The 22665-nt window shown below is 39.7% G+C and carries 18 protein-coding genes; 9 read left to right on the top strand and 9 right to left on the bottom strand.

All coding sequences use genetic code 11. The annotated features are described in order from the left end of the window. Window positions 1–216: 216 nt before the first annotated feature. Window positions 217–915: a DUF1826 domain-containing protein gene (locus J2Y37_RS02730; RefSeq protein WP_349031778.1), complete on the top strand. Its 699-nt coding sequence runs from the start codon at window positions 217–219 to the stop codon at window positions 913–915. 118 nt (window positions 916–1033) lie between these two features. Here J2Y37_RS02730 and J2Y37_RS02725 read toward each other — a convergent pair whose 3' ends face one another. The 3 genes from J2Y37_RS02725 to J2Y37_RS02715 all read right to left on the bottom strand — a co-directional run bounded on the left by J2Y37_RS02725 (window position 1034) and on the right by J2Y37_RS02715 (window position 5386). Then, a complete protein-coding gene (locus tag J2Y37_RS02725) occupies window positions 1034–2827 on the bottom strand; it encodes a monovalent cation:proton antiporter-2 (CPA2) family protein (protein WP_349031777.1) in 1794 nt (597 codons plus the stop codon). A 341-nt stretch (window positions 2828–3168) separates the two neighbouring features. Continuing rightward, on the bottom strand, window positions 3169–4563 hold the full coding sequence (locus J2Y37_RS02720; RefSeq protein ID WP_349031776.1) for an aldehyde dehydrogenase family protein: 1395 nt from the start codon (window positions 4561–4563) through the stop codon (window positions 3169–3171). Window positions 4564–4651: 88 nt separating this feature from the next. Next, window positions 4652–5386, bottom strand: a complete 735-nt coding sequence (locus J2Y37_RS02715; protein ID WP_349031775.1) for an SDR family oxidoreductase — start codon at window positions 5384–5386, stop codon at window positions 4652–4654. A gap of 189 nt (window positions 5387–5575) precedes the next feature. Here J2Y37_RS02715 and J2Y37_RS02710 point away from each other — a divergent pair, with 189 nt between their 5' ends. Beyond that, window positions 5576–6502 (top strand): AraC family transcriptional regulator, encoded by a 927-nt coding sequence (locus tag J2Y37_RS02710; protein ID WP_349031774.1) that lies wholly within the window; start codon window positions 5576–5578, stop codon window positions 6500–6502. A 78-nt stretch (window positions 6503–6580) separates the two neighbouring features. Here the strand turns inward: J2Y37_RS02710 and J2Y37_RS02705 are convergent, their stop codons facing one another. Next, the gene (locus J2Y37_RS02705) at window positions 6581–8752 is read right to left on the bottom strand and encodes a TonB-dependent siderophore receptor (protein ID WP_349031773.1); all 2172 of its coding nucleotides are present in this window, start codon (window positions 8750–8752) and stop codon (window positions 6581–6583) included. Between the two features lie 231 nt (window positions 8753–8983). Between J2Y37_RS02705 and J2Y37_RS02700 the strand changes: the two genes are divergently transcribed. The 5 genes from J2Y37_RS02700 (at window position 8984) to J2Y37_RS02680 (ending at window position 13305) form a co-directional block, all read left to right on the top strand. Continuing rightward, the gene (locus J2Y37_RS02700; protein WP_004671119.1) at window positions 8984–9415 is read left to right on the top strand and encodes an SRPBCC family protein; all 432 of its coding nucleotides are present in this window, start codon (window positions 8984–8986) and stop codon (window positions 9413–9415) included. Window positions 9416–9592: 177 nt separating this feature from the next. After that, window positions 9593–10474, top strand: a complete 882-nt coding sequence (locus tag J2Y37_RS02695; RefSeq protein WP_349031772.1) for a LysR family transcriptional regulator — start codon at window positions 9593–9595, stop codon at window positions 10472–10474. Between the two features lie 231 nt (window positions 10475–10705). Continuing rightward, window positions 10706–11410, top strand: coding sequence for a CoA transferase subunit A (locus J2Y37_RS02690; protein ID WP_241322434.1), 705 nt, complete (start codon window positions 10706–10708; stop codon window positions 11408–11410). 1 nt (window position 11411) lies between these two features. After that, window positions 11412–12059 carry a 3-oxoacid CoA-transferase subunit B gene (locus tag J2Y37_RS02685; RefSeq protein ID WP_349031771.1) on the top strand — a complete coding sequence of 216 codons (648 nt, stop codon included), beginning with the start codon at window positions 11412–11414 and terminating at the stop codon, window positions 12057–12059. 73 nt (window positions 12060–12132) lie between these two features. Further along, window positions 12133–13305: a thiolase family protein gene (locus J2Y37_RS02680; protein WP_349031770.1), complete on the top strand. Its 1173-nt coding sequence runs from the start codon at window positions 12133–12135 to the stop codon at window positions 13303–13305. A gap of 195 nt (window positions 13306–13500) precedes the next feature. Here the strand turns inward: J2Y37_RS02680 and J2Y37_RS02675 are convergent, their stop codons facing one another. From J2Y37_RS02675 to J2Y37_RS02655, 5 genes are all read right to left on the bottom strand, one after another. Then, window positions 13501–14865 carry an MFS transporter gene (locus J2Y37_RS02675; RefSeq protein ID WP_241322437.1) on the bottom strand — a complete coding sequence of 455 codons (1365 nt, stop codon included), beginning with the start codon at window positions 14863–14865 and terminating at the stop codon, window positions 13501–13503. Between the two features lie 94 nt (window positions 14866–14959). Next, window positions 14960–16237, bottom strand: coding sequence for a DcaP family trimeric outer membrane transporter (locus J2Y37_RS02670; protein ID WP_349031769.1), 1278 nt, complete (start codon window positions 16235–16237; stop codon window positions 14960–14962). Window positions 16238–16533: 296 nt separating this feature from the next. Continuing rightward, a complete protein-coding gene (locus J2Y37_RS02665) occupies window positions 16534–17238 on the bottom strand; it encodes a class I SAM-dependent methyltransferase (RefSeq protein WP_349031768.1) in 705 nt (234 codons plus the stop codon). Between the two features lie 66 nt (window positions 17239–17304). Next, window positions 17305–18999: an AMP-binding protein gene (locus tag J2Y37_RS02660; RefSeq protein ID WP_349031767.1), complete on the bottom strand. Its 1695-nt coding sequence runs from the start codon at window positions 18997–18999 to the stop codon at window positions 17305–17307. Window positions 19000–19103: 104 nt separating this feature from the next. After that, the gene (locus J2Y37_RS02655) at window positions 19104–19721 is read right to left on the bottom strand and encodes a TetR/AcrR family transcriptional regulator (protein ID WP_004671136.1); all 618 of its coding nucleotides are present in this window, start codon (window positions 19719–19721) and stop codon (window positions 19104–19106) included. 145 nt (window positions 19722–19866) lie between these two features. Here J2Y37_RS02655 and J2Y37_RS02650 point away from each other — a divergent pair, with 145 nt between their 5' ends. Next, complete coding sequence (locus tag J2Y37_RS02650; RefSeq protein WP_349031766.1) at window positions 19867–21039, top strand: isovaleryl-CoA dehydrogenase; 1173 nt, start codon at window positions 19867–19869, stop codon at window positions 21037–21039. Between the two features lie 24 nt (window positions 21040–21063). Then, window positions 21064–22665 (top strand): carboxyl transferase domain-containing protein, encoded by a 1602-nt coding sequence (locus tag J2Y37_RS02645; RefSeq protein WP_005196939.1) that lies wholly within the window; start codon window positions 21064–21066, stop codon window positions 22663–22665.

The following is a 22665-nucleotide window of genomic DNA, read 5'->3' as shown; positions in this document are numbered from 1 at the left end:
ACTATCTCCCTACATATTCACCGCCCACCTAAAAACCAGTGTTTCCATAGCTTTGTCATATCCATGCCCCTCGTTATTTACAGTAATTTTTATAACCATGGCTTCATTACAATCATGTTTCTTAATAGCAGAGTTACCAACCTACTTTAATTGAAATGCAATGTTTTTATAAAGCTAAGTGTTATTATTAGACCCTGTTTATTATCTAATTCTCTTATGAAGAATGCATTTTCTGACAACACTCAAATTAGCGTGGTTTCCACTTTTTCTGAATTGGTAAATTCCAATTTTCAAGGTGATATGAATGCCATTTGCTGGTATAGAAATTTGGTCGGTGATTTTGAAGAAATTGTGTCTAAACTTAAGTTAAAAGAGAATGTTACGGAAGTTTTAGTTGAAGATGTTTTAGCATTGCAACTTTCGGAAAATGGCAATTTAGCAAGAGAAATTATCTTAAGAGATATGCGACTCTTAACTGACTTTGGGGCATCGCCTACGCTTAATTTAATTAAAAATTACGAACGGGATGAAGAGCTAGATTTTATTTCAACAGATGTATATTCGTTTCATGTTGACCGATCACCCATCCCAACAGATACTTTTTTGTGCACCTATCATGGTTCTGCAAGTGATATCCTGCCCCATGATCAAGTTGAAAAAAAGATTTTAATTCCAGAAATTAGGGAAAAACTAAAAAAATTACATGACGGCCCAGAAGCTGAATTTGAAAGTTTTCTAGAAGAGAATTTCTTTGATCTGCATTATCAGCCTAAACCTAACACAAAACCTGTGAACTTAGGTTTAGGACATCTTTGGCGGCTGGCGGTAGATCATCCAACACAACAGGTCTTGCCTTGTGTTCATCGCGCTCCTGTTGAAAAGGATGGTGAATATAGACTGCTATTGATTTGTTAAGTATTTATTCGATATATAGATTGGCATTCCGAACTAAACGGCTGTATTGGACTTTTACAAGTTGATTACATAATCATACAAGTAAAAGTCCCTACTAGTTTCAGCACAACTCGTTTCTTTAAATATCACTATCTCGCTTGGGCTCAATCAAAGACTTTGTTGTTTTAGATGTTGTATTATTATATCGAACACCTAAACTCGCATATAAGTCATCTGCTGAAACCTCCATATCAAAACGTATTTTCTCGCGTTCCCTTATTTCCTGAGTAATATTGGAAGCTTCATTTTGACTTACTCCAGCTGCTTTTAGTGTCGCCTCGCCAAAGAGCAAAGCAGATTCAAAGGTCTCTCTAATCTGAAAGTCTACATCAGCTTTAACTAATTGTAAGGAATGCTCTCTATCGTAGGCTCGCACAAGTACCTTAGCAAAAGGAAACTCATGTTTGATAAGCGTTACGATCTGATTTGCGGAATTTTTGTCGTCTATACAAACAGCAATAACTTGAGCATTACCAGCACCTGATGCATGTAAAATATCTAATCTTGCTCCATCGCCATAATAGACTTTAAAACCAATTTTTTCTGCATTCTTAATCATTTTAATATCACTATCAATAATGGTGACATCTAAACCATTTGCCAATAATGATTGACTCATTACCTGTCCAAAGCGACCAAAACCAATGATTAGTACACTACCATTAAGACCGTTGGCTTCATCAATACCGTCTAAGTTTTCTTGATGACTTGGTTTGTAGATTTTTTTGAAAATGATTCCAATCACAGGAGTCAATACCATAGATAAAACAACAATGGCCGTCAGGGTTGATTTAATTGTTTCATCAATCACATGAGCACTTGTTGCCGCAGCAAAAAGAACAAAAGCAAACTCTCCTCCTTGAGCCATCAGTAAGGCACGATCAAGCGCATCAGGGTGAGATGTTTTTGTAATACGAGCAACCACATAAATCATAAGTGCTTTGGCGGTCATCATTGCTACAACAGCACTGAGAATTAATTGCCAATTGTTTGCAACTACCGACAAATTAAGCGCCATTCCGACGCCAAGGAAAAACAACCCAAGTAGAATCCCGCGAAAAGGCTCAATGTCCGCTTCGATTTGATGTCTGAAAGTAGATTCTGATAACAATACACCTGCTAAAAAAGCCCCCATAGCCATAGATAGACCACTTACCTGCATCAACAATGCTGAACCTAACACAACGAGCAAGGCTGCGGCAGTCATTACCTCACGAGCTTTGGCGGCAGCCAACAACCTAAATAAAGGATTAAGAAGCCAATAGCCTGCAGCAATTAGCCCGGCAATTGCTATAATTCCTATACCAATTCCTTGCCAACGAGAGCTAACACTTTCTACTACTGGATCTGGCGACATGAATGCAACAATTGCTAAAAGAGGAACAATCAGTAAATCTTCGAACAATAATATGGCGACTATTTTTTGTCCTCTTGGTTGATTGGTATCTCCCCGATCACCCAATAGTTGCATCACAATCGCTGTCGATGTTAATACAAAACCTGTCGCGGCAATGAATGCAATTTGCCAGCTAAAACCAAAAGCCAAACCAACGCCAGTCAATGCTAAAGAAGATAAGGTTATTTGGAATGCACCTAATCCGAAGATTTCTCGCCTTAAACTCCATAAATGTGATGGTTTCATTTCTAAACCAATCAAAAATAGATACATAACGATACCGAGTTCGGCGATATGTAATATTGAAGCTGAGTCTGAAAAGAAGGCAAGTCCAAAAGGACCAATTATGAGCCCAGCGGTAAGGTAACCCAGTACAGAGCCAAGCCCAATACGTTTAAAAATAGGTACAGCAATCACGGCTGCTGCCAATAGAATGACGGGGCTTAGCAAGCCAACGGAGTGGGCCTCTGCGGACATATTATGGTTCTCAAAAATAATTCGTAAAAAGGTCAAATACTTTTCTGAAATCTATTATTAAATACCTAATCTTAGAAAAATAAATCTGATCTGACCCACGAAAATTGGACGGTTTCATTAAGCAGCTTTATGTATGGAATCTTCCATCGAGAGCTGTTAATTATTAAATTTAGACTTATGCGATAAACTTAAGAATCAGTTGAGTAACTGTCGCATTGTATGGATGTGGCGCACATACCAAACAACAGTGCCCTGCAACATCGTATTTTGACCAATAATTAAAGTCTCAAATGCTACATAAAGCGCCATCGTCAGTGTTTGTGCGCCTAGAATCACACCAATTAATCTGCACTTTCCATAATGCTCTTTAGCTTTTCCACTTTGCCAGCATAAGGTGGATAACTCAATGAATCATCCATCGACTCACTGGTGTGGACTATCATGATTGGTTTGAAATGCGTAAAGGCTTTGAATGTTGCTTCACCAACATAATTACCCATGCCACTATTGCCTACACCACCAAATGGTAAATATCTCGATGCTGCGTGTTGCATACAATCGTTAATAGTAACGCCACCTGAACTGGTATGTGCAAGCACTAAATCTTGGCTTTTTTTGTCTTTACTAAAAAAATATAATGCTAAAGGTTTCTCTTTAGTCTTTTGAAGAGCGACCAGTTCTTTAATTGAATCAAAGGCAAGCACAGGCATAATCGGTCCAAAAATTTCTTCTTGCATAATCTCAGAACGTTCTGTGACATCATCTAAAATAGTTGGGGAAATATAACGTTTCGCTGCGTCTGTCTGTCCACCAAAAACCATCGTCCCATTATTATTTAGAGATCCCACCAATCTTTCAAAGTTTCTTTGGTCGATAATAAATCCATAATCTTCACTTTGAGAAGCATCTTCGCCATAAAACTCCACGATGTATTTTTTGCAGAGTTCTATAAACTTCTCTTTGATGCTCGAATGTACATATACATGATCAACTGAAACACAAATTTGACCTGTGTTGAATAATTTCGCCCTAACAATGCTCTTGGCAGCATGTTCTATATCAGCTGTCTCATCTACAATAGCTGGACTTTTCCCACCTAACTCTAAAATTGTTGGCGTTAAATGTTTAGATGCCGCTAATTGGATAACTTTACCGACTCTCGGACTACCTGTAAAAAATATAAGGTCAAATCGCTCTTCTAAGAAACGATTAATCATTTCCACATCTCCCAAAATACATTTAATGTAGTTTGGCGAAAATGTAGTTTCCACAATTTCATTAATTACTTTTCCACACGCCGCAGAAGTAGAAGAAGGCTTTACCACTGCTGTATTTCCAGCTGCTATCGCTCCAAGTAAAGGACCGAAAATTTGCCATGTCGGAAAATTCCAAGCACTCAAAATAAATACTGTTCCTAAGGGTTCGGGTTTTAGGATGCTTTCATTTGCTTTAAAGATTTCTGGTGATTGTACGTGCTTTTCTTTCGCCCAATCCCTTAGATTGTTTATCATGTTATTGAGTTCATCTAAAACCCAATTCAACTCAATTAAATACGTTTCCATTTCATTTCTGCCCATATCTTTTTTAGCGGCTTCAATGATTTTCGGTTGGTATTTTATAAAACTTGTTTTTAGTTTTTCCAATTGCTCTAATCTAAAATCTAGATCCAATGTTTCGCCTGAAAGAAAATACGATCTTTGGCTGTCTAATAAACTCTTAATCTGTTCTTGATTCATCTTTATGCCTCATAATGTTAGTTCTTAAATAATTTTTTAGCTTTTATAAGTAAAAACGTGGAAAAAATAACCACGTTTTTACAAAAAATTATAATGCTGCTGTTGGTCGTACAACTATTTCACTCGTATCAACATCTTCAGGTTGATTAATGACATGTGCGATAGCATTGGCAATCGCTTCTGGCTTAAGAGCAATATTACGATAACCTTCCATAGCTTCAGCTGCGGCAGAATCTGTAATGGTATTCGCAAGTTCAGATTCAACCACACCAGGATAAACACACGTTACACGGAGTTCTTTATGTTCTTGGCGTAATCCATCAGAAATAGCGCGTACAGCATATTTTGTCGCACAATATACGGCTCCTGTAGGAATGACATATAAGCCACCTATAGAAGAAATATTAATAATTTGACCATTTCCTTGCTTTTGCATAATAGGAAGTACGGCTGCTACGCCATAAAGTACACCGCGAATATTTACATCTATCATGGCATCCCATTCATCTACTTTAAGAGATGCCATTGGTGACAATGGCATAATACCTGCGTTATTGATAATGACGTCAATTCGACCAAATTGATGTATCGCAAAATCAGCAAACGCCTGAACATCATCTTTTTGGGTGACATCTAAAGGACGATATTCGACTTTACACCCTTCAGAACCGAGTTCATCAGCCAGTACTTTTAGTTTGTCGGTACGACGAGCACCAATCAGTAAGGTATGCCCTTGACGAGCGAGAACTCTAACAGTGGCTTCACCAATACCACTACTTGCACCTGTAACAATAATAATTTTTGATTGGATTGTTTTTGACATGTATTGAAACCTCTAAAACCGTAAAGATGAACTTAAATGCATTAAAAACCTAAAATTATCCTATATACAAAGGGTCGAAGCTTTAAGACCTATTCGTATTCAATGCTTGCCTAAAAGTAATCAATAACTTGCTTAAAGAAAAAATTACTCGTATTTTTAATTATTTAAAACTGGATGTGGAATTCAAGAATGAGCACTAACTTCACCCTTAATTCACAGCAGCGAATGTTGTCTTTAATAAATCAGTTAGCTTCTTCGGAAGGATTTACAGAGTCATTACTTAAAAATGTCACATTTATTCGTTCGAATAGTGCATTGACATGCATGTCGACCTTCTATGAGCCTAGTATTGTAATTATTTTACAAGGACGTAAATGCGGTTTTTATAATGATAAACAATATATTTATGATGCTAATAATTATCTTGTGGTCTCTATTCCTTTGCCTTTTAATGTTGAGGCAGAAGCAACGGCTGATAACCCTTTGCTAGGCATTATACTCCACATTGATCCCTTGATATTGACCGAACTGATAACAAATCTTCCTGTAGACTCTGTGCCATCTAGCTCTCCTCCTAGTGCGTTATATTCTAGTCCTGTAGATGAGAATTTTGAAAATGCAGTATTTCGTTTGATAAAGTCACTAACCTCTCCTATTGATGCTAAAGTTTTAGGACCTTCTATATACAGAGAAATTCTTTATAGAGTTCTTAGCAATGAACAAGGAAATGGACTTAGAGAAGTTTTATTAAGGAATAGTAGTTTTGGTAAGATTGCTAACGCGTTACAGTACATTCATTTAAATTATGATAAAAAAATAGATGTTAGTACTTTAGCAATACAGACTAATCTTAGTATTCCTGCTTTTCATATGTATTTTAAAACAGTTACCTCTACTTCTCCAATTCAATATATCAAGGCCATTCGATTACATAAATCAAGATTAATGATGGTCAGACAAGGCGTAAGTGCTGAAAGCGCTGCAAGAAAAGTTGGATATGAAAGTGCTTCTCAATTTAGCAGAGAATTTAAACGTCTATTTGGTCGTAGTCCAATAGAAGAAGTAAGAAACTTAAAAACAGTTTTATCACTTTCCACATCCAACCCCGATGGCTAAAAAACCTTTAATTATATATATTTATGTTGAGATTAAAGTTAACTGAATTATTCAGGGTATAGCAATATCTGAATCAAATCAAAAACTCACATTCCAAGACAACTGCGCGGTACGTGGCGCACCAAGGAATAAATAATCATCCCCAAAGAAGCTACCTGCATCTCGCCAGTATTTTTTATTGAATACATTATCAACATTAAATCTCAAAGTATTGTCATACCCATAAGCACGGAAGTTATAGGCAGTGCCGACATTAAATACTGTATAACCAGATACTTTCGCTGTACCTGATTTATTGGCGTATTTACTACTGCTGTATTGCATGCCTGTTAACAAGCGTAATCCATCTACTTGCGGCACTTGATAAGACAAATAACTGGCTAAACGCACTTTCGGTACATTTTGAGTTTGATGCCCTTGATAATCTGAGGCATTTATATCCTTCAAGCGTGAACGAGTAAGCGCTAAAGTCGATATCATGTCTAGACTATGCCCTAGCCGCCCTTGTACGCCTAGTTCCATGCCAAGGTTGTGTTGTTGACCATTGGCGACAAAATCATTTGAAATATCGGTATATTGATTATCTTGTTTCAAATCAAATAATGCAGCAGTGAACAGCAAATTCTGCACTTGTTGTTTAATCCCCAATTCATACTGGGCTGATTTTACAGGCGCTAAAGTTGCGTAGGCATTATTGGCAAACCACGGTGCTTGTCCACCATCGCTCAAGCCTTTGGCATAAGACGCATAGAGATGGGTATTTTCCCAAGGCTGAAACATCAGCGCGAACTGAGGTAAGAATCGATTTAAGTCCGTATTACGGATAGTATTAGCTTCAGCATCATAAGCTTTTTCATCTAAATGCAGCAGTTTTCCACCCACTAAAACTGACCAAGTATTATTAAAATCAATCTGATCGAGCAAGTTGAGAGCCGTTTGCTGACTATCTAAAGATTTATATCGATTACCTAGAGCTACATTTGTAGGCTCATAGTTTACTGTATTGCTGTAGATGTTACCTGTGCCCACCAGCTCATTCATTGCATCATATTGGGCACGGCGTTTGTAGGTCTGTGACAATTCAACATTCAGCTTATGTTGCCAAGATCCCGTATTAAATTTACCGTTTAATCCTGCTTTAAATTGATTGGTCAGGTAGCTGTCATCAGGGCTGCGGAAATCATAAATATCATAGTTCCCATTTTGGTCAAAACTATTGCCTAAGCCTGTAGTCTCACATATTTCACTGTAACAGCCCCATGGAAATGCCGAATAATCATCGACCACGACACGACTTTGTGATGCAGACAGGTTTGCAGCCCAATTCTGATTGATTTGATGACTATACTTTAAGCTGGCATTGAGGCTTTCATTGGTGACAGGTTTACTCCAGCTTTGATAGCCAAGTAAGCGATCCCATTCAACGCCAGTAGGTACGGTTTTTCCATCAAGTAATTGATAACCCGCGACAGAACGTTGACGTTGGCGCTGTGATTCGATATCAAATTCTAGTTTTGAATGATCTGAAATGTTCCAGTCTAAAGCCAAAGCGCCAAATAAACGTTTACCATCGGTATGCTCAACATAAGGATGGATTTCTTCTGTAGCCAGATTAACTCGATAACCAAATTTCTGATTTTCACCGACAAAACCACCCAAGTCAGTCGCGACACGACTGCCACCATGACTGTCTGCTTCGACTGTAATAGAACGAGTATCTTTCGGACGTTTAGTCACGTAATTGACTACACCAGCTGGTGTCGACATACCGCTTTGAATCGCACTTATGCCTTTTAGGATTTCGACTTGCTCTTTGTTTTCAAGCGCCACATTTTGTTCCCCTCGTAGCAAGTTACCATTCAGTAAATAGCTTGAACCGAGATTTAACGCAAAGCCACGCATGACAAAGTTTGGATAGTAGCCAATTGGTGCATAGCCATCACCGACTGCCGCATCATTTTTTACGACATCGGTAAGTGTTTTAGCATGCTGATCTGCAATGCGTTCTGCTGTGACTGTGTTGATGGATGCAGGAATTTCTATAAGATTTTGCTGAGTAAAACCCGATAAATTCACTTTTGGCTGGTGATATATGGGTTGTTCTACTTGTGCAGCCACGGTAATGGTCGGGAGACGTGGTGTATTATTTTCATTTTCTGCATGTGCGACTGTTGAGCTAAGCCCTAGACATGAAAATGAGCCAACTGCCAATAATGCTTTTTGTAAACGAGAAAATGGATATGTTTTCACAGTGGTTGCCTAACCCCAAAAGATAATCTTACAGCCTGAATTTTATGGGATGAGTATTCACAATTTTGTTGGATTGAACAAGCATATTCCCTTACATATCTCAGATTTGTTGAATTATCTTCATCAAACTTTATTCAAATTTCCGACAAAGGAAAATTCCTGAGTCTTTCAAAGCATGCTACTATTTCAAAAATGACAATACATCATGTCAAATTAAAAGAAGGAATTGAGATGCTAAAAATGCAACAAGTCAAGATAACCCAAGAATTCAATGCGCCTGTCGAAAAGGTTTTCGCGACCCTCAGTGAGCACGAAAATCTAAATAAAATTTTCGCACCAGCAAAAGTGACTCGTCTCAGTGATGGCAAGGATGCGCGTAATGGTGTGGGTTCAGCACGTAAGTTATCTATTCCATTGACACCATCATTTGTCGAAACAAATTTGGTCTACATCGAAAATGAACGGATTGAATATGCGATTACCAGTGGCATTGCACCGATCAAAGATCATCGCGGTGTGATGAAGTTTACTGATCTGGGCAATAACCGTAGTCGTTTGGATTATACGATTATGTTTAAAGGTCGAGTTCCGTTTATTGGCGCAATCATTAAAGTCGCACTACAAAATGGTGTGAGCCGTGGGCTTAAGAAATTAAAAGTTTAATTTTAGAGAAAACCGAATTTTTCTAATTTTTGAATCAAACTCCCCTATTTTCTGATGGTGGGAGTTTTTATTGAGTCTATTTATCCACCATTCTTTGAAAAAACAATTCCTAAAATAACATTCAGCTCATTTTTACGATACATTATTGCCTTGGATGGGTTTAATTCAAGGAAAGACATGACACTTAAGCAATTAAAAGCCTTTTTGGCACTTGCTCGTACCTTAAATTATGCCAATGCTTCTCTTGAGTTACACCTGAGTCAATCTGCCCTGAGTCTTTCCATTAAAAGTCTAGAAGAAGAATTAGGTGGCAAGTTATTCAATCGAAATACACGCCGTGTTGAATTGTCTCAGGAAGGAAAATCACTGATTCCCTATGCAAAGAAATTACTCGCAAATTGGGATGAGATGGAAAATGATGTCAAACAGCGCTTTAAATTGAACCGCGGCACATTAAGCATTGCTTCAATGCCATTTGTCACCCATGCAATCTTGCCCGAGGTGATTCATGCGTTCTTATCGCTTCATCCAAACCTCAACTTTTCCATCCATGATATTCCGAATGAAACTATTATTGAAAAAGTGCAAGATGGTATTTTTGAGTTAGGTATATGTTTTGAACCTGATCTGACTGAAGGTCTAGAATTTAAACCTTTATTTGAGGAAGATTTCCTCGCTTTATTGCCTAAAAATCATGCCTTAGCTGGTTCTGCCGCTATCACTTGGCAACAACTTTTTTCCAATCCTTTTATTACCTTACAAAAGCCTTCAATCGTCCGCCATTTGATTGAACAGAATTGCTTGCGCAACAATATGACATTGGATTTGAAAATTGAATGCCATCAAATTTCTTCTCTTTCAAGCTTTGTTGCTCTCGGCATAGGTGTGAGTGCGATTCCGCGTCATTTTGCCAAACATATCGATTTAGAACAAAATATTTTGCTTGAGTTACAAGCTGATACTATCCATAAAACAGTGGGAATCATCTATAAGAAGAATTTTGAAATATCCAATATTTCAGAGCAATTTATTGAGACTTTAGTCAATCATAAATTTTAAATTATTAATAACTCAGCAACTCTATTTCTAATGATATTTTTGATAAATATAATTTTATTAATATAAAACAAACGATTGCTATATTTAGTACAGTTTTCATGGCGGTTTTCTATTTTGTCTAAATTGTTATTTATTAATTTTTCTCATTAATCCTTAAGAAAAATCAACTTCTATACCCTAAAGCCAAGTGCTAATAATAAAGACACTAAGGGATAGTAGGAAAACAAGAGAATGAATAAGGTTTATAGCAGCGCAGAGGCAGCGCTCAAAGATGTAATTGCCAATGACCAAACACTTGCTGTAGGCGGTTTTGGTTTATGCGGAATTCCTGAAAAATTAATTGTGGCGGTTAAACAAAGTGGTGCAACGGGTCTGACTTGTATTTCTAATAATGCAGGTGTAGATGACTTTGGTTTAGGGATTTTACTACAAACAAAACAAATCAAAAAAATGATCTCCTCTTATGTAGGAGAAAATAAAGAATTTGAACGCCAATATCTCAATGGTGAACTTGAAGTCGAACTTACCCCACAAGGTACTTTGGCTGAGAAATTACGTGCTGGTGGTGCTGGGATTCCTGCTTTTTATACCCAAACAGGTGTAGGCACATTGATCGCTGAAGGTAAAGAGCAGCGTAACTTTAACGGTAAAAACTATATTTTAGAAGAATCACTTACGGCTGATGTTGCGTTGGTAAAAGCCTACAAAGCAGACAAAGCAGGTAATTTGGTGTTCCGTAAAACCGCGCAGAACTTTAATCCTGAGTGTGCAATGGCTGGGAAAATCACCATCGCCGAAGTTGAACATGTTGTCGAGATTGGTGAATTAGATCCAGATGAGATTCATTTGGCGGGCATCTATGTAAATCGCATTATCTTGAATGCTTCACCTGAAAAACGTATCGAACAAAAAACCTTAAGCATGGAGGCAGTATAAAATGGCTTGGTCACGTAATGAAATGGCACAACGTGCTGCACTAGAACTCGAAGATGGCTTTTATGTGAATTTAGGCATTGGCTTACCTACCCTTGTTGCCAATTATATTCCAGAAAATATGAATGTTTGGTTGCAATCTGAAAATGGTTTACTCGGTATTGATGCATTCCCAACTGAAGATACACTTGATGCCGATCTAATCAATGCTGGAAAGCAAACCATTACGGCGCGTGCTGGCGCAGCTTTTTTCTCTAGTTCTGAATCTTTCGCCATGATCCGTGGCGGTCATGTCAATATTGCAATATTAGGGGCAATGGAAGTTTCTGAACAAGGTGACTTGGCCAACTGGATGATCCCTGGCAAGAAAGTCAAAGGTATGGGCGGTGCAATGGATTTGGTTGTCGGTGTTCAGAAAGTTGTGGTTCTGATGGAACACTGTGCAAAAGATGGTACGCCAAAGATCGTACCGAATTGTAGTCTCCCTTTAACTGGTCAAGGTGTGGTGCATCGCATCATCACCGACTTAGGTGTAATGGATATCACACCACAAGGTGTTGAGCTGATTGAGCTGGCGAAAGATGTGACACTTGAGCAAATACGCGCTGTGACCGGTGTACCTTTAATTTTTAATAAATCCTTAGTTGCTTGATTTGATCAAATGTTCTGCTCTGGTTCCAACTAGAGCAGTTATATCACAACATAAATTTTAAGAGATATTAAAAATGAGTTCTATTGTTATCGTTTCAGGTAGTCGTACCGCGATGGGCGGTTTTCAGGGTAGTCTATCCGCTTTAACAGCACCTGAGTTGGGTGCTGCTGTGATTCGTGAATCTATTCAACGTGCAGGCATTCGACCTGAGCAAGTGGATGAAGTGATTTTTGGTTGTGTGCTGAGTGCAGGAATTGGTCAAGGTCCTGCTCGTCAAGCAATGCGTAAAGCTGGTGTTCCTGATCATGTAGGCGCTGTCACAATCAATAAACTATGTGGCTCTGCGATGAAAGCGGTATTAATCGCTTCGGATACCCTAAAAGCAGGCAGCGCAAATATTGTGGTTGCGGGTGGTATGGAATCGATGAGCAATGCACCATATATCCTGCCTAAAGCACGTGGTGGCTACCGTATGGGCCATGGTGAGGTCAAAGATCACATGTTCTTAGATGGTCTTGAAGATGCGGAAACAGGTCGCTTAATGGGTTCATTTGCACAGGACATGGCAAACACCAAAGGCTTTACCCGTGAACAAATGGATAACTTTGCCATTTCTTCACTAAAAAAAGCACAAACAGCAATCACAGAGGGATATTTCAAAGAAGAAATCGTTCCTGTTGAAATTAAAACACGTAAAGGTGTTGAAGTGATTGATCAAGATGAGCAACCACTCAAAGCAAATCTCGATAAAATCCCGACCCTACGCCCTGCTTTTAGTAAAGACGGTACGATTACGGCAGCCAATTCAAGTTCGATTTCGGATGGTGCCGCCGCTTTGGTGCTTTCTACAGAAGATTATGCTCAAGCAAATGGTTTAAATGTCTTGGCAAAAATTGTGGCGACTTCAAGCCATTCACAGCATCCAAGTGAATTTACGGTTGCCCCTATTGGTGCGATTCAAAAAGTGCTTGATCGTGCGGGTTGGTCAGTTGAGGATGTTGATGCATGGGAAATTAATGAAGCATTTGCGATGGTGGCAATGGCACCTATTCATGAGTTGGGTATTGATGAAACCAAAGTCAACATCCATGGTGGAGCATGCGCTTTAGGTCATCCGATTGGTGCGACAGGTTCACGTATTATTCTTTCATTGATCTATGCATTAAAGCGTTTAGGTAAAAAGAAAGGTGTTGCAGCATTGTGTATCGGTGGCGGTGAAGCAACGGCTGTCGCGATCGAAATTTAAGTTATAAGAATTAAAATAAGAATTAAAAAATGCATCTCATATAAGAGGTGCATTTTTTTTATCTATATGAAATTGAGTTCATTTTAAAATATTTACCTTTAAACCCTATAATATTTTGGGTTGTGCCTTAAATAAAAAAGCACATCAGCGTATCTGATGTGCCTTTAATATTTGAATAATCATCAAAAAACCAAGTTAAGCATTACCTGATTCAGTTAAATTAGTTTTTACTTCTTCTACCTGTTGTTCTTCATCAAATTTATGACGTTTTAGGCTTAAAATTGCACAGATTGCAATCATCGCTGGAATAGAAATCATCACGAAATTCATAGTGTGCGGTAAGTTTAAGGTCAGTAACAAGCCAGTTAAAATAGGTCCGACGATCGCACCGATTCGCCCGACACCCGATGCACAACCGATTCCTGTAGAACGCACGCTTAATGGATAATATTGAGCAACATAGCTATAAAGAAGAATTGAGGTACCAATGGTCGCAGCACCTGCAACAGTCACTAAACCATATAAAACATAGGCTGGTGAGTTAAATCCTAAACCAATCAATGCCGCAACGCCTGCCATGAGCATACTTAGAATTACTGGCTTCAAGTGGAATTTATCTGAAAGAATACCACCGCCAATCGAACCAATCATTGCGCCGACATTTAGAGCGAGTAGGAATAAAATACTCTTTCCGAGAGAATACCCTGCTGCAAGCATCAGTTTAGGTAACCAACTGCTTAAGGCATATACCATTAGTAGGCACATAAAGAATAATACCCAAAACATCAGTGTATTAAAGGCACGACCTTGTTGAAATAATCCTTTGACAGAGCTACCTGTTGGAATATTTTCTTCATTTAGCATTAATTTTGTATTACGGGTAATTGCTTGTTCAGGTGAGATTTTTTGAATAATGTTCTGCGCCTGTTCAGTTTTCCCTGTTTTAACCAAAAAAGTTAAAGATTCAGGCAAAAACTTCCACATCACAGGTAATAAAAGCAAAGGAATACCTGCAATCAAAAACATGATTTGCCATCCTTGACTTTCGACCAGATAACTCCCAATCAATGCTGAGAGAATCCCCCCGATCGCATAACCACTAAACATAGTGCCGACTAAGGTACTGCGGATGCGTTTTGGTGCATATTCAGACGTGAGCGCAACTAGATTTGGCATGACTCCGCCAATCCCTAATCCCGCCAAAAAGCGTAAAATACCAAACTCAAATGGATTGGAAGCAAAAGCGCCTAAAAAGGTAAATCCGCTGAATAAAGTGACACAAATTAAAATTACATTTTTTCGCCCAATTTTGTCTGCCAAAGCACCAAACAGCATTGCCCCAAACATCATGCCGCATAATGCGGTACTGGCCAGCATTCCTGCTTGGACTGAGGTCAGTGACCACTCTTGCATCAATAGTGGCAATACCACGCCATAAATCACAAGGTCATAACCATCAAAAATAATAATCAATAAGCACCAAAGCAAAATGCTCCAGTGAAAAGGGGTAAATTTTGCTTGGTCGATTACTGCATTTACATTAACTGTAGATGTTGTCATTCTGCATCTCCTCAATGAGATAATTTTTCCATCATATTTAAAACGGCATAATGCACCTTAAAGAAAAACAATATTATTCAAGGTTTTATTTAAATTAAAAATCATAACTCGCCATCATGTTGATACGGCTATCTGCCCCTGAACGACCATCAAATGTTTCTCGCTCGCCATAGACATATTCCATCCCCAAAGTAATCGGCTTGTATGGGTTGTACATGCCGTTAATCCAGCCTTGCCATAGTTCTTTATTTTGAGCTGGGTTATTTTTATGGATACGCGCAAATGCGTTATCGTCTTTGGCCTTCATATAGCCATAACCTAATGTTGAACGGAACTGCGAAGTGAATTGATGGGTAATCCCTGTCGAAATGGAATCAAATTCATTCGTTTGGATGTTGTTTTGATCATCAATGGCATAACTACTATTCGTCCACATCAAGAAACGTCCATTCCCTTTGATGTGGTTATAATCAGCCTTTAAAAAGGCTTTTGGACTGAGCTGATATTTGCCCCCGATGCCAATGCCCCACGCCCATTCATCATCATTGCTGGTCTTCTTCTCAGCCACAAAGCTACGCCCAGATAGCATCGAACCATTTTCAAACTTATGATTTACGCGCCCAACAAATGCGGGCAAACGCATTTTATTTTCCGGATCAGATGTGGCTGTGTATTTTGGATCTTCAACCGATAACGCGAAGCTGGTATTTGCAGATATAGAATCGCTATAGCGTACTAACGGAGAGCGTTGTAATGCGCCGCCCACATAGGTCGCAGCATCAATCGTTTCAGGATAGTATTCAGGTGCGATAAAGGTAGACCAAGTCTGACCAATCAACCATTTATCAAGCATTAGATAGGCATGACGAATACGGAACTGATCACGTGAAGCGCCACCAAAGAAATCCATTTCTAATTTTCCGCCCACATCGCCTGCTGTTGTTGGTGTGGTGAAATTGAGTCCTATGCGTGAGACATTGGCAGTTGAATGTAAACGATCTTTTTGTTGGGCTGCTTCCGCTGTACCCTTGAGTGGTACACCACTGATATTGTTGTACATCGTGGATGCGCCTTTCGCTTGATAAGACGCATCGGCACGGATATAACCATATAGACTGACTTCGGCACCAGATTTTAGTTTAGCTGCCGGCGCTTGCTTGGCTACTGGCGAAGCTGCTGCGTTTAGATTGTTAGCTGGCTGTGCCGATGCAGGTTGCTGTACATAATGTTGCAACATTGCTCTTAACTCTTGTACTTCTTGGCGAAGCTGTGCAATTTCGGCACTCTCCGAAGCTGCATGAGCAGATGACATGACTGCCACAATGGACAGCGTCAGCACGCTTTTTTGCACCGTTAGTATGAACTTTTTCATTAAAATAAGTTTCCTTCTTTTTTGATCTTAAATACCGTTTTAAGATCGCTATTTGTTTGCGTTGTATCCTTTGCAGAAATCATGACTGCATCGCATTTTTTTGTTTTAAAGCATTAACACATTGATTTATTTGGTTTTCACCTCCTTTAAAATACTTATATTGATAAACTCACTCTTTTTTAAAGACAAAAAGATCTAGCAGCGGTGATATAAACCACTGTTAATTAACCATTTGGTAAAAAATAAGTTTAAATGAATCCTTTAATATTTATTCCGTCATAGATTCAAGTCCGTGTTTAGGATGCTTGTGCAGAAAACGTTTGACGCCTCTTTTTCTGCGCGATCAATCCTTGATACATTAAAATTTGGCTATAGGAATGCACATCCATAAAACCTGTACTGTGAAGCAGTTGCTGATAGTCAGCGAAGGAAAGCGTAAAAAATTCCTGTGCCATTCGTTCTAACATTTTCTGACATTGCACTTCCGTCAAGCCTTGTGCCAAGCATACATAACGTAATGCTTGAAGCTGCTGAGGGTCTGTACAAGTCATTAAATCGTAGGTCAGCAAGATCCCATCCTCTTTTAAGTGATCATAGATTTCGCTAAAAAAAGTGGGCTTATTTTCATCAGCAATAAAATGAGCAACCAAAATAGAAAGTGCGGCATCAAAATAGGCGTGATCAGGTAAAATAGAGGTTTCACCATGTACAAATCTTACTTGAGCGGATCGACCTAAATCAGCGACCAATTTCTGGGCTTTTTCAAGCATGGTGAATGAGGGATCGACTGCTGTAAACTCCCAACTCGGATGCCTTTTGAGTAGATATTCCAGTTCATAGCCTGTGCCACAGCCAACGATTAAGATGTGCGCGTGTGGCGGTAATGCTGATTGTAAAATGGCATCCACCTGTTGATGGATGATTTCATAACCCGGAATTAATTTACGGATATGTTGATCATATTCTTCAACGACTTTCGGACTACTGAAATCTTTTGCCATTTTGTTTTATCCTTTACTTTTACGGCTTTTAAAATGGTGTTTTTTCTAGCGAATGTAAAACATCATTTAGTCGAATACCGTTCCTGTTAAATTAAGCTCAGCACGCATAATTTCCTGTAACTTGAACTTTTGTGCTTTACCTGACGCTGTCATTGGAAATTCATTAAAGAATTTGACATAACGTGGCACTTTATTATGAGAAATATGTGCTTTACAGAAGCTACGGATACCATCTTCATCGCTCTGATGATGCTCATGTAGAATGATACAGGCACACAGCTCCTCACCATAGCGAGTATCTGGTAAACCAATGACTTGAACATCGCTGATATCTGGATGGGTATACAAAAAGTCTTCTATTTCTTTTGGAAATAGATTTTCACCGCCTCGTATCACCACATCTTTTATACGTCCTTTGATTTTGACAAAGCCATCAGCATCCATTTCCGCGATATCACCCGTATGCATCCAGCCAGCAGCATCGATTACTTCACGGGTTTTTTCTTCTTCGCCCCAATAACCTGCCATCACTGAATAACCACGGACACATAATTCGCCTAAAGTACCCTGTGGAACGATTTGTCCTTCTGGATCAACGATTTTGATTTCAACATGTGGGTGGACATGACCAACAGTGCTAACGCGTTTATCAATGCTGTCACTGACCGAGCTTTGTACACTGACGGGGGAAGTTTCTGTCATGCCATAGCAAATGGTGATTTCTGACATATGCATTCGATCAATCACACGTTGCATGATTTCACGTGGGCATGGACTGCCAGCCATAATGCCAGTACGCAGACTAGATAGATCAAATTCATCAAACTGTTCATGTTCCAAAGTGGCAATGAACATGGTCGGCACGCCGTAGGCTGCTGTGCAACGTTCCTTGTGAATGGTTTTGAGTGTTTCTAATGGATTAAATACCGCAGACGGATACACCATCGTTGAACCATGTGTGATACAGGCTAAATTTCCCATCACCATGCCAAAACAATGAAACAATGGCACAGAAATACAGACTTTATCCTGTGGGGTTAAACCAATACCCTCACCGACAAAATAACCATTATTTAAAATGTTATGGTGAGTGAGCATCGTGCCTTTCGGATTGCCTGTCGTGCCTGATGTAAACTGGATATTAATGGTTTCATCAAATTGCAGTTGTTGCGCGACTAACTGTAATTGTTCGAGCTGTTCTTGTGTCGGTGCGACGATAAGATCACTAAAACGATGAATTCCTATGTGTTGCTGCTCATCAATTTTGATCACAAATTTTAAGAATGGTAGTCGTTCGGAATGAATCACTTTATCTGTACAGAAGCTGATCTCAGGCGCGATTCTGGTGAGCAGTTCTTGGTAATCTGTGGTTTTGAACTGTGACGCGATGATCAGTCCTTTGCATGAGACTTTATTTAACACATATTCGAGTTCATGGCTTTTATAGGCTGGATTTAGATTGACTAAAATAATCCCTGCTTTAAAAGCAGCAAACTGAGTGACTGTCCATTCCACACAGTTTGGAGACCAAATCGCTAATCGATCACCTTTTTTCAAACCAAGCTGAAGCAAACGGCATGCAAATGCATTTACTTCATCGTGCAGCTCTTTATAGGTTAACCGTCTGTTCTGATGCGAACTCACAATTGCCTCTTGCTCGGCATATTGCTGACAAGCTTGGTCAAATTTCTCTCCGATCGTCATCCCCAACAGGGGTTGCGAACTTGGCCCAGAGGCATAGCTTAATTGTACGTGTTGCATTGAATCATTCTCCTTGATTCTTTGTAATTCTCTTCGCTCTAATTGTTGTTACTGCAACTACTCTTCAATCTGCCTATTTTGTAATTTTACGGGTTGTGCATGCTCTACTTTTTCCGTACGGCATCCACACAAAAGTCAGCAATCTGTTTTGAAAAATAGTCCTTGTGTTGCTGATCAAACTTTGTATGTTGAGCTGGGTCTAAAGGCTCGACCACCACAAAAGTCATGGCACCAACCACACACAGTGCCGTGGTATTTAGGTCTTCTAACACAAACTCACCACTTGCATTTCCATCCGCAAGGATTTTAATCACACTCTGTTTAATCAACTGCTTCACCCGAAAACGCTCATGCTCAACCGAAGAGTCAACGGGTTCAAACATAAGTGAATACGCAAGCTGCGGACTGTTCAATGCTCGTTTGACGAAAGTCGCAACGGCCTTGTGCAATTTATGTTCTGCAGTCAGATCACTTTCTGTGATTGCATCAATCACCAAAAGTTCGGTATTGATGGCTTCTGACAAAACTTCAATCAGCACCTGACTTTTATTGTCAAAGTAGCGATAAACCAGACCACTTGAAACGCCTGCTTGCTCAGCAATTGTTTGTATCTGCGCGTCTTTAAAGCCTCCTTCTGAAATTAATTTTCTCGCCGAACTCAAAATCGCCTTACGATTTTGCTCCATTCGCTCTTGCATTAAAGATGATCGTTTATAGCTCATAAATTTTATTCTCTAACAAATAAAGTGAATTGTAAATCATTTTATGAATCTCTATTCACTTTTTTAAAAAATCATTGTATGGTACTTCCTAAGCACCTACAAGAATGCTTATGGAACAACAAATATAACCAATGGGATGAACACAATGAACCTACGTAGCTTGAATTTTGGTCTCGATGAAACAATCATTGCACTACAAGATTCAGTTGCCGCATTTTGTGCAAAAGAAATCGCACCAATTGCTCAACAAGTTGATCAAGACAATATATTCCCCGCTCACCTTTGGAAAAAGTTTGGCGATATGGGTTTATTCGGCTTAACGGTTTCCGAAGAATATGGTGGCACCAATCTTGGCTATCTTGCTCACATCATTGTCATGCAAGAAATTTCTCGCGCTTCAGCAGCCATCGGGCTTTCTTACGGTGCTCATTCTAACTTATGTATCAATCAAATTAACCGTAACGGAAGCGAACAACAAAAACAGAAGTATTTACCTAAGCTAATTTCTGGTGATTTCGTCGGTGCTTTAGCGATGTCTGAGCCAAATGCGGGTTCGGATGTGGTCAGCATGAAATTACGCGCTGAGCAAAAAGGTGATCATTTTGTTTTAAATGGTTCAAAAATGTGGATCACCAATGGTGGTGATGCAGATGTACTCGTGGTCTATGCGAAAACAGATCCTCATGCGGGTGCGAAAGGTATGACAGCCTTTTTAATTGAAAAAGATATGAAAGGTTTTAGTCATGGTCATCATTTAGACAAACTCGGAATGCGTGGCTCTAACACTTATCCACTGTTTTTTGACAATGTTGAAGTGCCCGTTGAAAACGTACTCGGTGGTGTTGGCAATGGAACAAAAGTCCTCATGAGCGGTTTGGATTATGAGCGTGCAGTATTAAGTGCGGGTCCACTCGGGATTATGGATGCGTGTATGGACGTGGTGATTCCATATTTGCATCAACGTGAACAATTTGGACAAGCATTAGGTGAGTTCCAATTAATGCAAGGCAAACTTGCTGATATGTATTCAACTTGGCTGGCTTGTAAAGCGCTTGTATATGCCGTTGGTACAGCGTGTGACAAAGCCGATCATGACCGTAGCTTACGCAAAGATGCCGCAAGTGCCATTCTCTATGCAGCCGAAAAAGCCACATGGATGGCGGGTGAAACGATTCAAAGCTTAGGTGGAAATGGTTATATCAATGAGTTCCCTGCAGGTCGTCTATGGCGTGATGCGAAACTTTATGAAATTGGTGCGGGCACATCTGAAATTCGTCGTATGTTGATCGGCCGTGAATTGTTTAATGAGACCAAATAATAACGATAAATTAGGATGCATCGTATGAATCAATTACAAAGCAAAATTAATGTCAGAAGTGAAGACTTCAAAACCAATCAGCAGGCTATGCAAAGCTTGGTCAATGATTTGACTCAAGTTGCCCAGTCTATCGCTTTAGGTGGTGGAGAAAATGCCCGTCAAAAGCATTTGGCGCGTGGAAAATTACTTCCTCGTGAACGGATTGATCAACTGATCGATGTGGGTACTGCCTTTTTAGAAATCGGACAACTTGCTGCGTACAAGGTTTATGAGGATGACATCCCTGCTGCTGGAGTCATTGCTGGTATTGGACAGGTCAATGGTGTGACGTGCATGATCGTTGCCAATGATGCCACAGTCAAAGGTGGGACTTATTATCCCCTCACTGTCAAAAAGCATTTACGCGCCCAAGAAATTGCTGAGCAGAACCATTTACCTTGTATTTATCTGGTCGATTCTGGTGGTGCATATTTACCTATGCAAGATCAGGTGTTCCCTGATCGTGATCACTTCGGGCGTATCTTCTATAATCAAGCACGTATGTCGAGCCAAGGTATTGCCCAAATTGCGGTCGTGATGGGGAGTTGTACCGCAGGTGGTGCTTATGTTCCTGCAATGTCAGATGAAACCATCATCGTGCGTAATCAAGGCACGATTTTCTTGGGTGGTCCACCACTTGTAAAAGCTGCTACTGGTGAAGTTGTGAGTAGTGAAGATTTGGGTGGTGGTGATGTGCATACCCGTCTTTCAGGTGTTGCGGATCATTTGGCAGAAAACGATGAACATGCAATTGCGATTGCACGGAATATCGTTGCAAATCTCAATAAAAAGCCAAATGACTTAAACAAGCAGATTGATGAGCCACTGTTTGATGCTAAAGAACTTTATGGGGTTGTGCCAAGTGATGCACGTAAACCATTTGATGTACGTGAAGTGATTGCTCGTATCGTCGACGGTTCCCGTTTTGATGAATTTAAAGCACGTTTTGGTTCAACCCTGATCACAGGTTTTGCATCGCTATACGGCATGCCAGTCGGGATTATTGCCAATAATGGGATCTTATTTTCTGAGTCTGCACAAAAAGGCGCGCACTTTATTGAGTTATGTACCCAACGCAATATTCCGTTGTTATTTATTCAAAATATCACAGGCTTTATGGTCGGTCGTCAATACGAAAATGAAGGCATTGCCAAACATGGTGCCAAACTGGTGATGGCGGTTGCAACTGCGAATGTCCCTAAACTGACTTTAATCATTGGTGGTTCTTTTGGTGCAGGTAACTATGGCATGTGTGGCCGGGCTTATTCTCCACGTTTCTTATGGACTTGGCCAAACTCCCGTATTTCTGTGATGGGCGGTGAGCAAGCAGCCAGTGTACTTTCGACTTTGAAGCGTGATCAGATTGAGCAAAAAGGCGCAGAATGGTCTGCGCAAGAAGAAGATGAATTTAAACAACCGATTCGTGATCAGTATGAGCGCCAAGGTCATCCTTACTATGCCTCTGCTCGCCTATGGGATGACGGTGTGATTGATCCTGCTCAAACACGTCAAGTGCTTGGATTGAGCCTTGCAGCAGCCATGAATGCACCGATTCAACCAACCAAATTCGGCGTGTTCCGCATGTAA

The sequence above is a fragment of the Acinetobacter sp. 3657 genome (genome assembly GCF_031456775.1).
Taxonomy (GTDB): domain Bacteria; phylum Pseudomonadota; class Gammaproteobacteria; order Pseudomonadales; family Moraxellaceae; genus Acinetobacter.
This window is presented reverse-complemented; position numbering and strand designations above follow the sequence as displayed.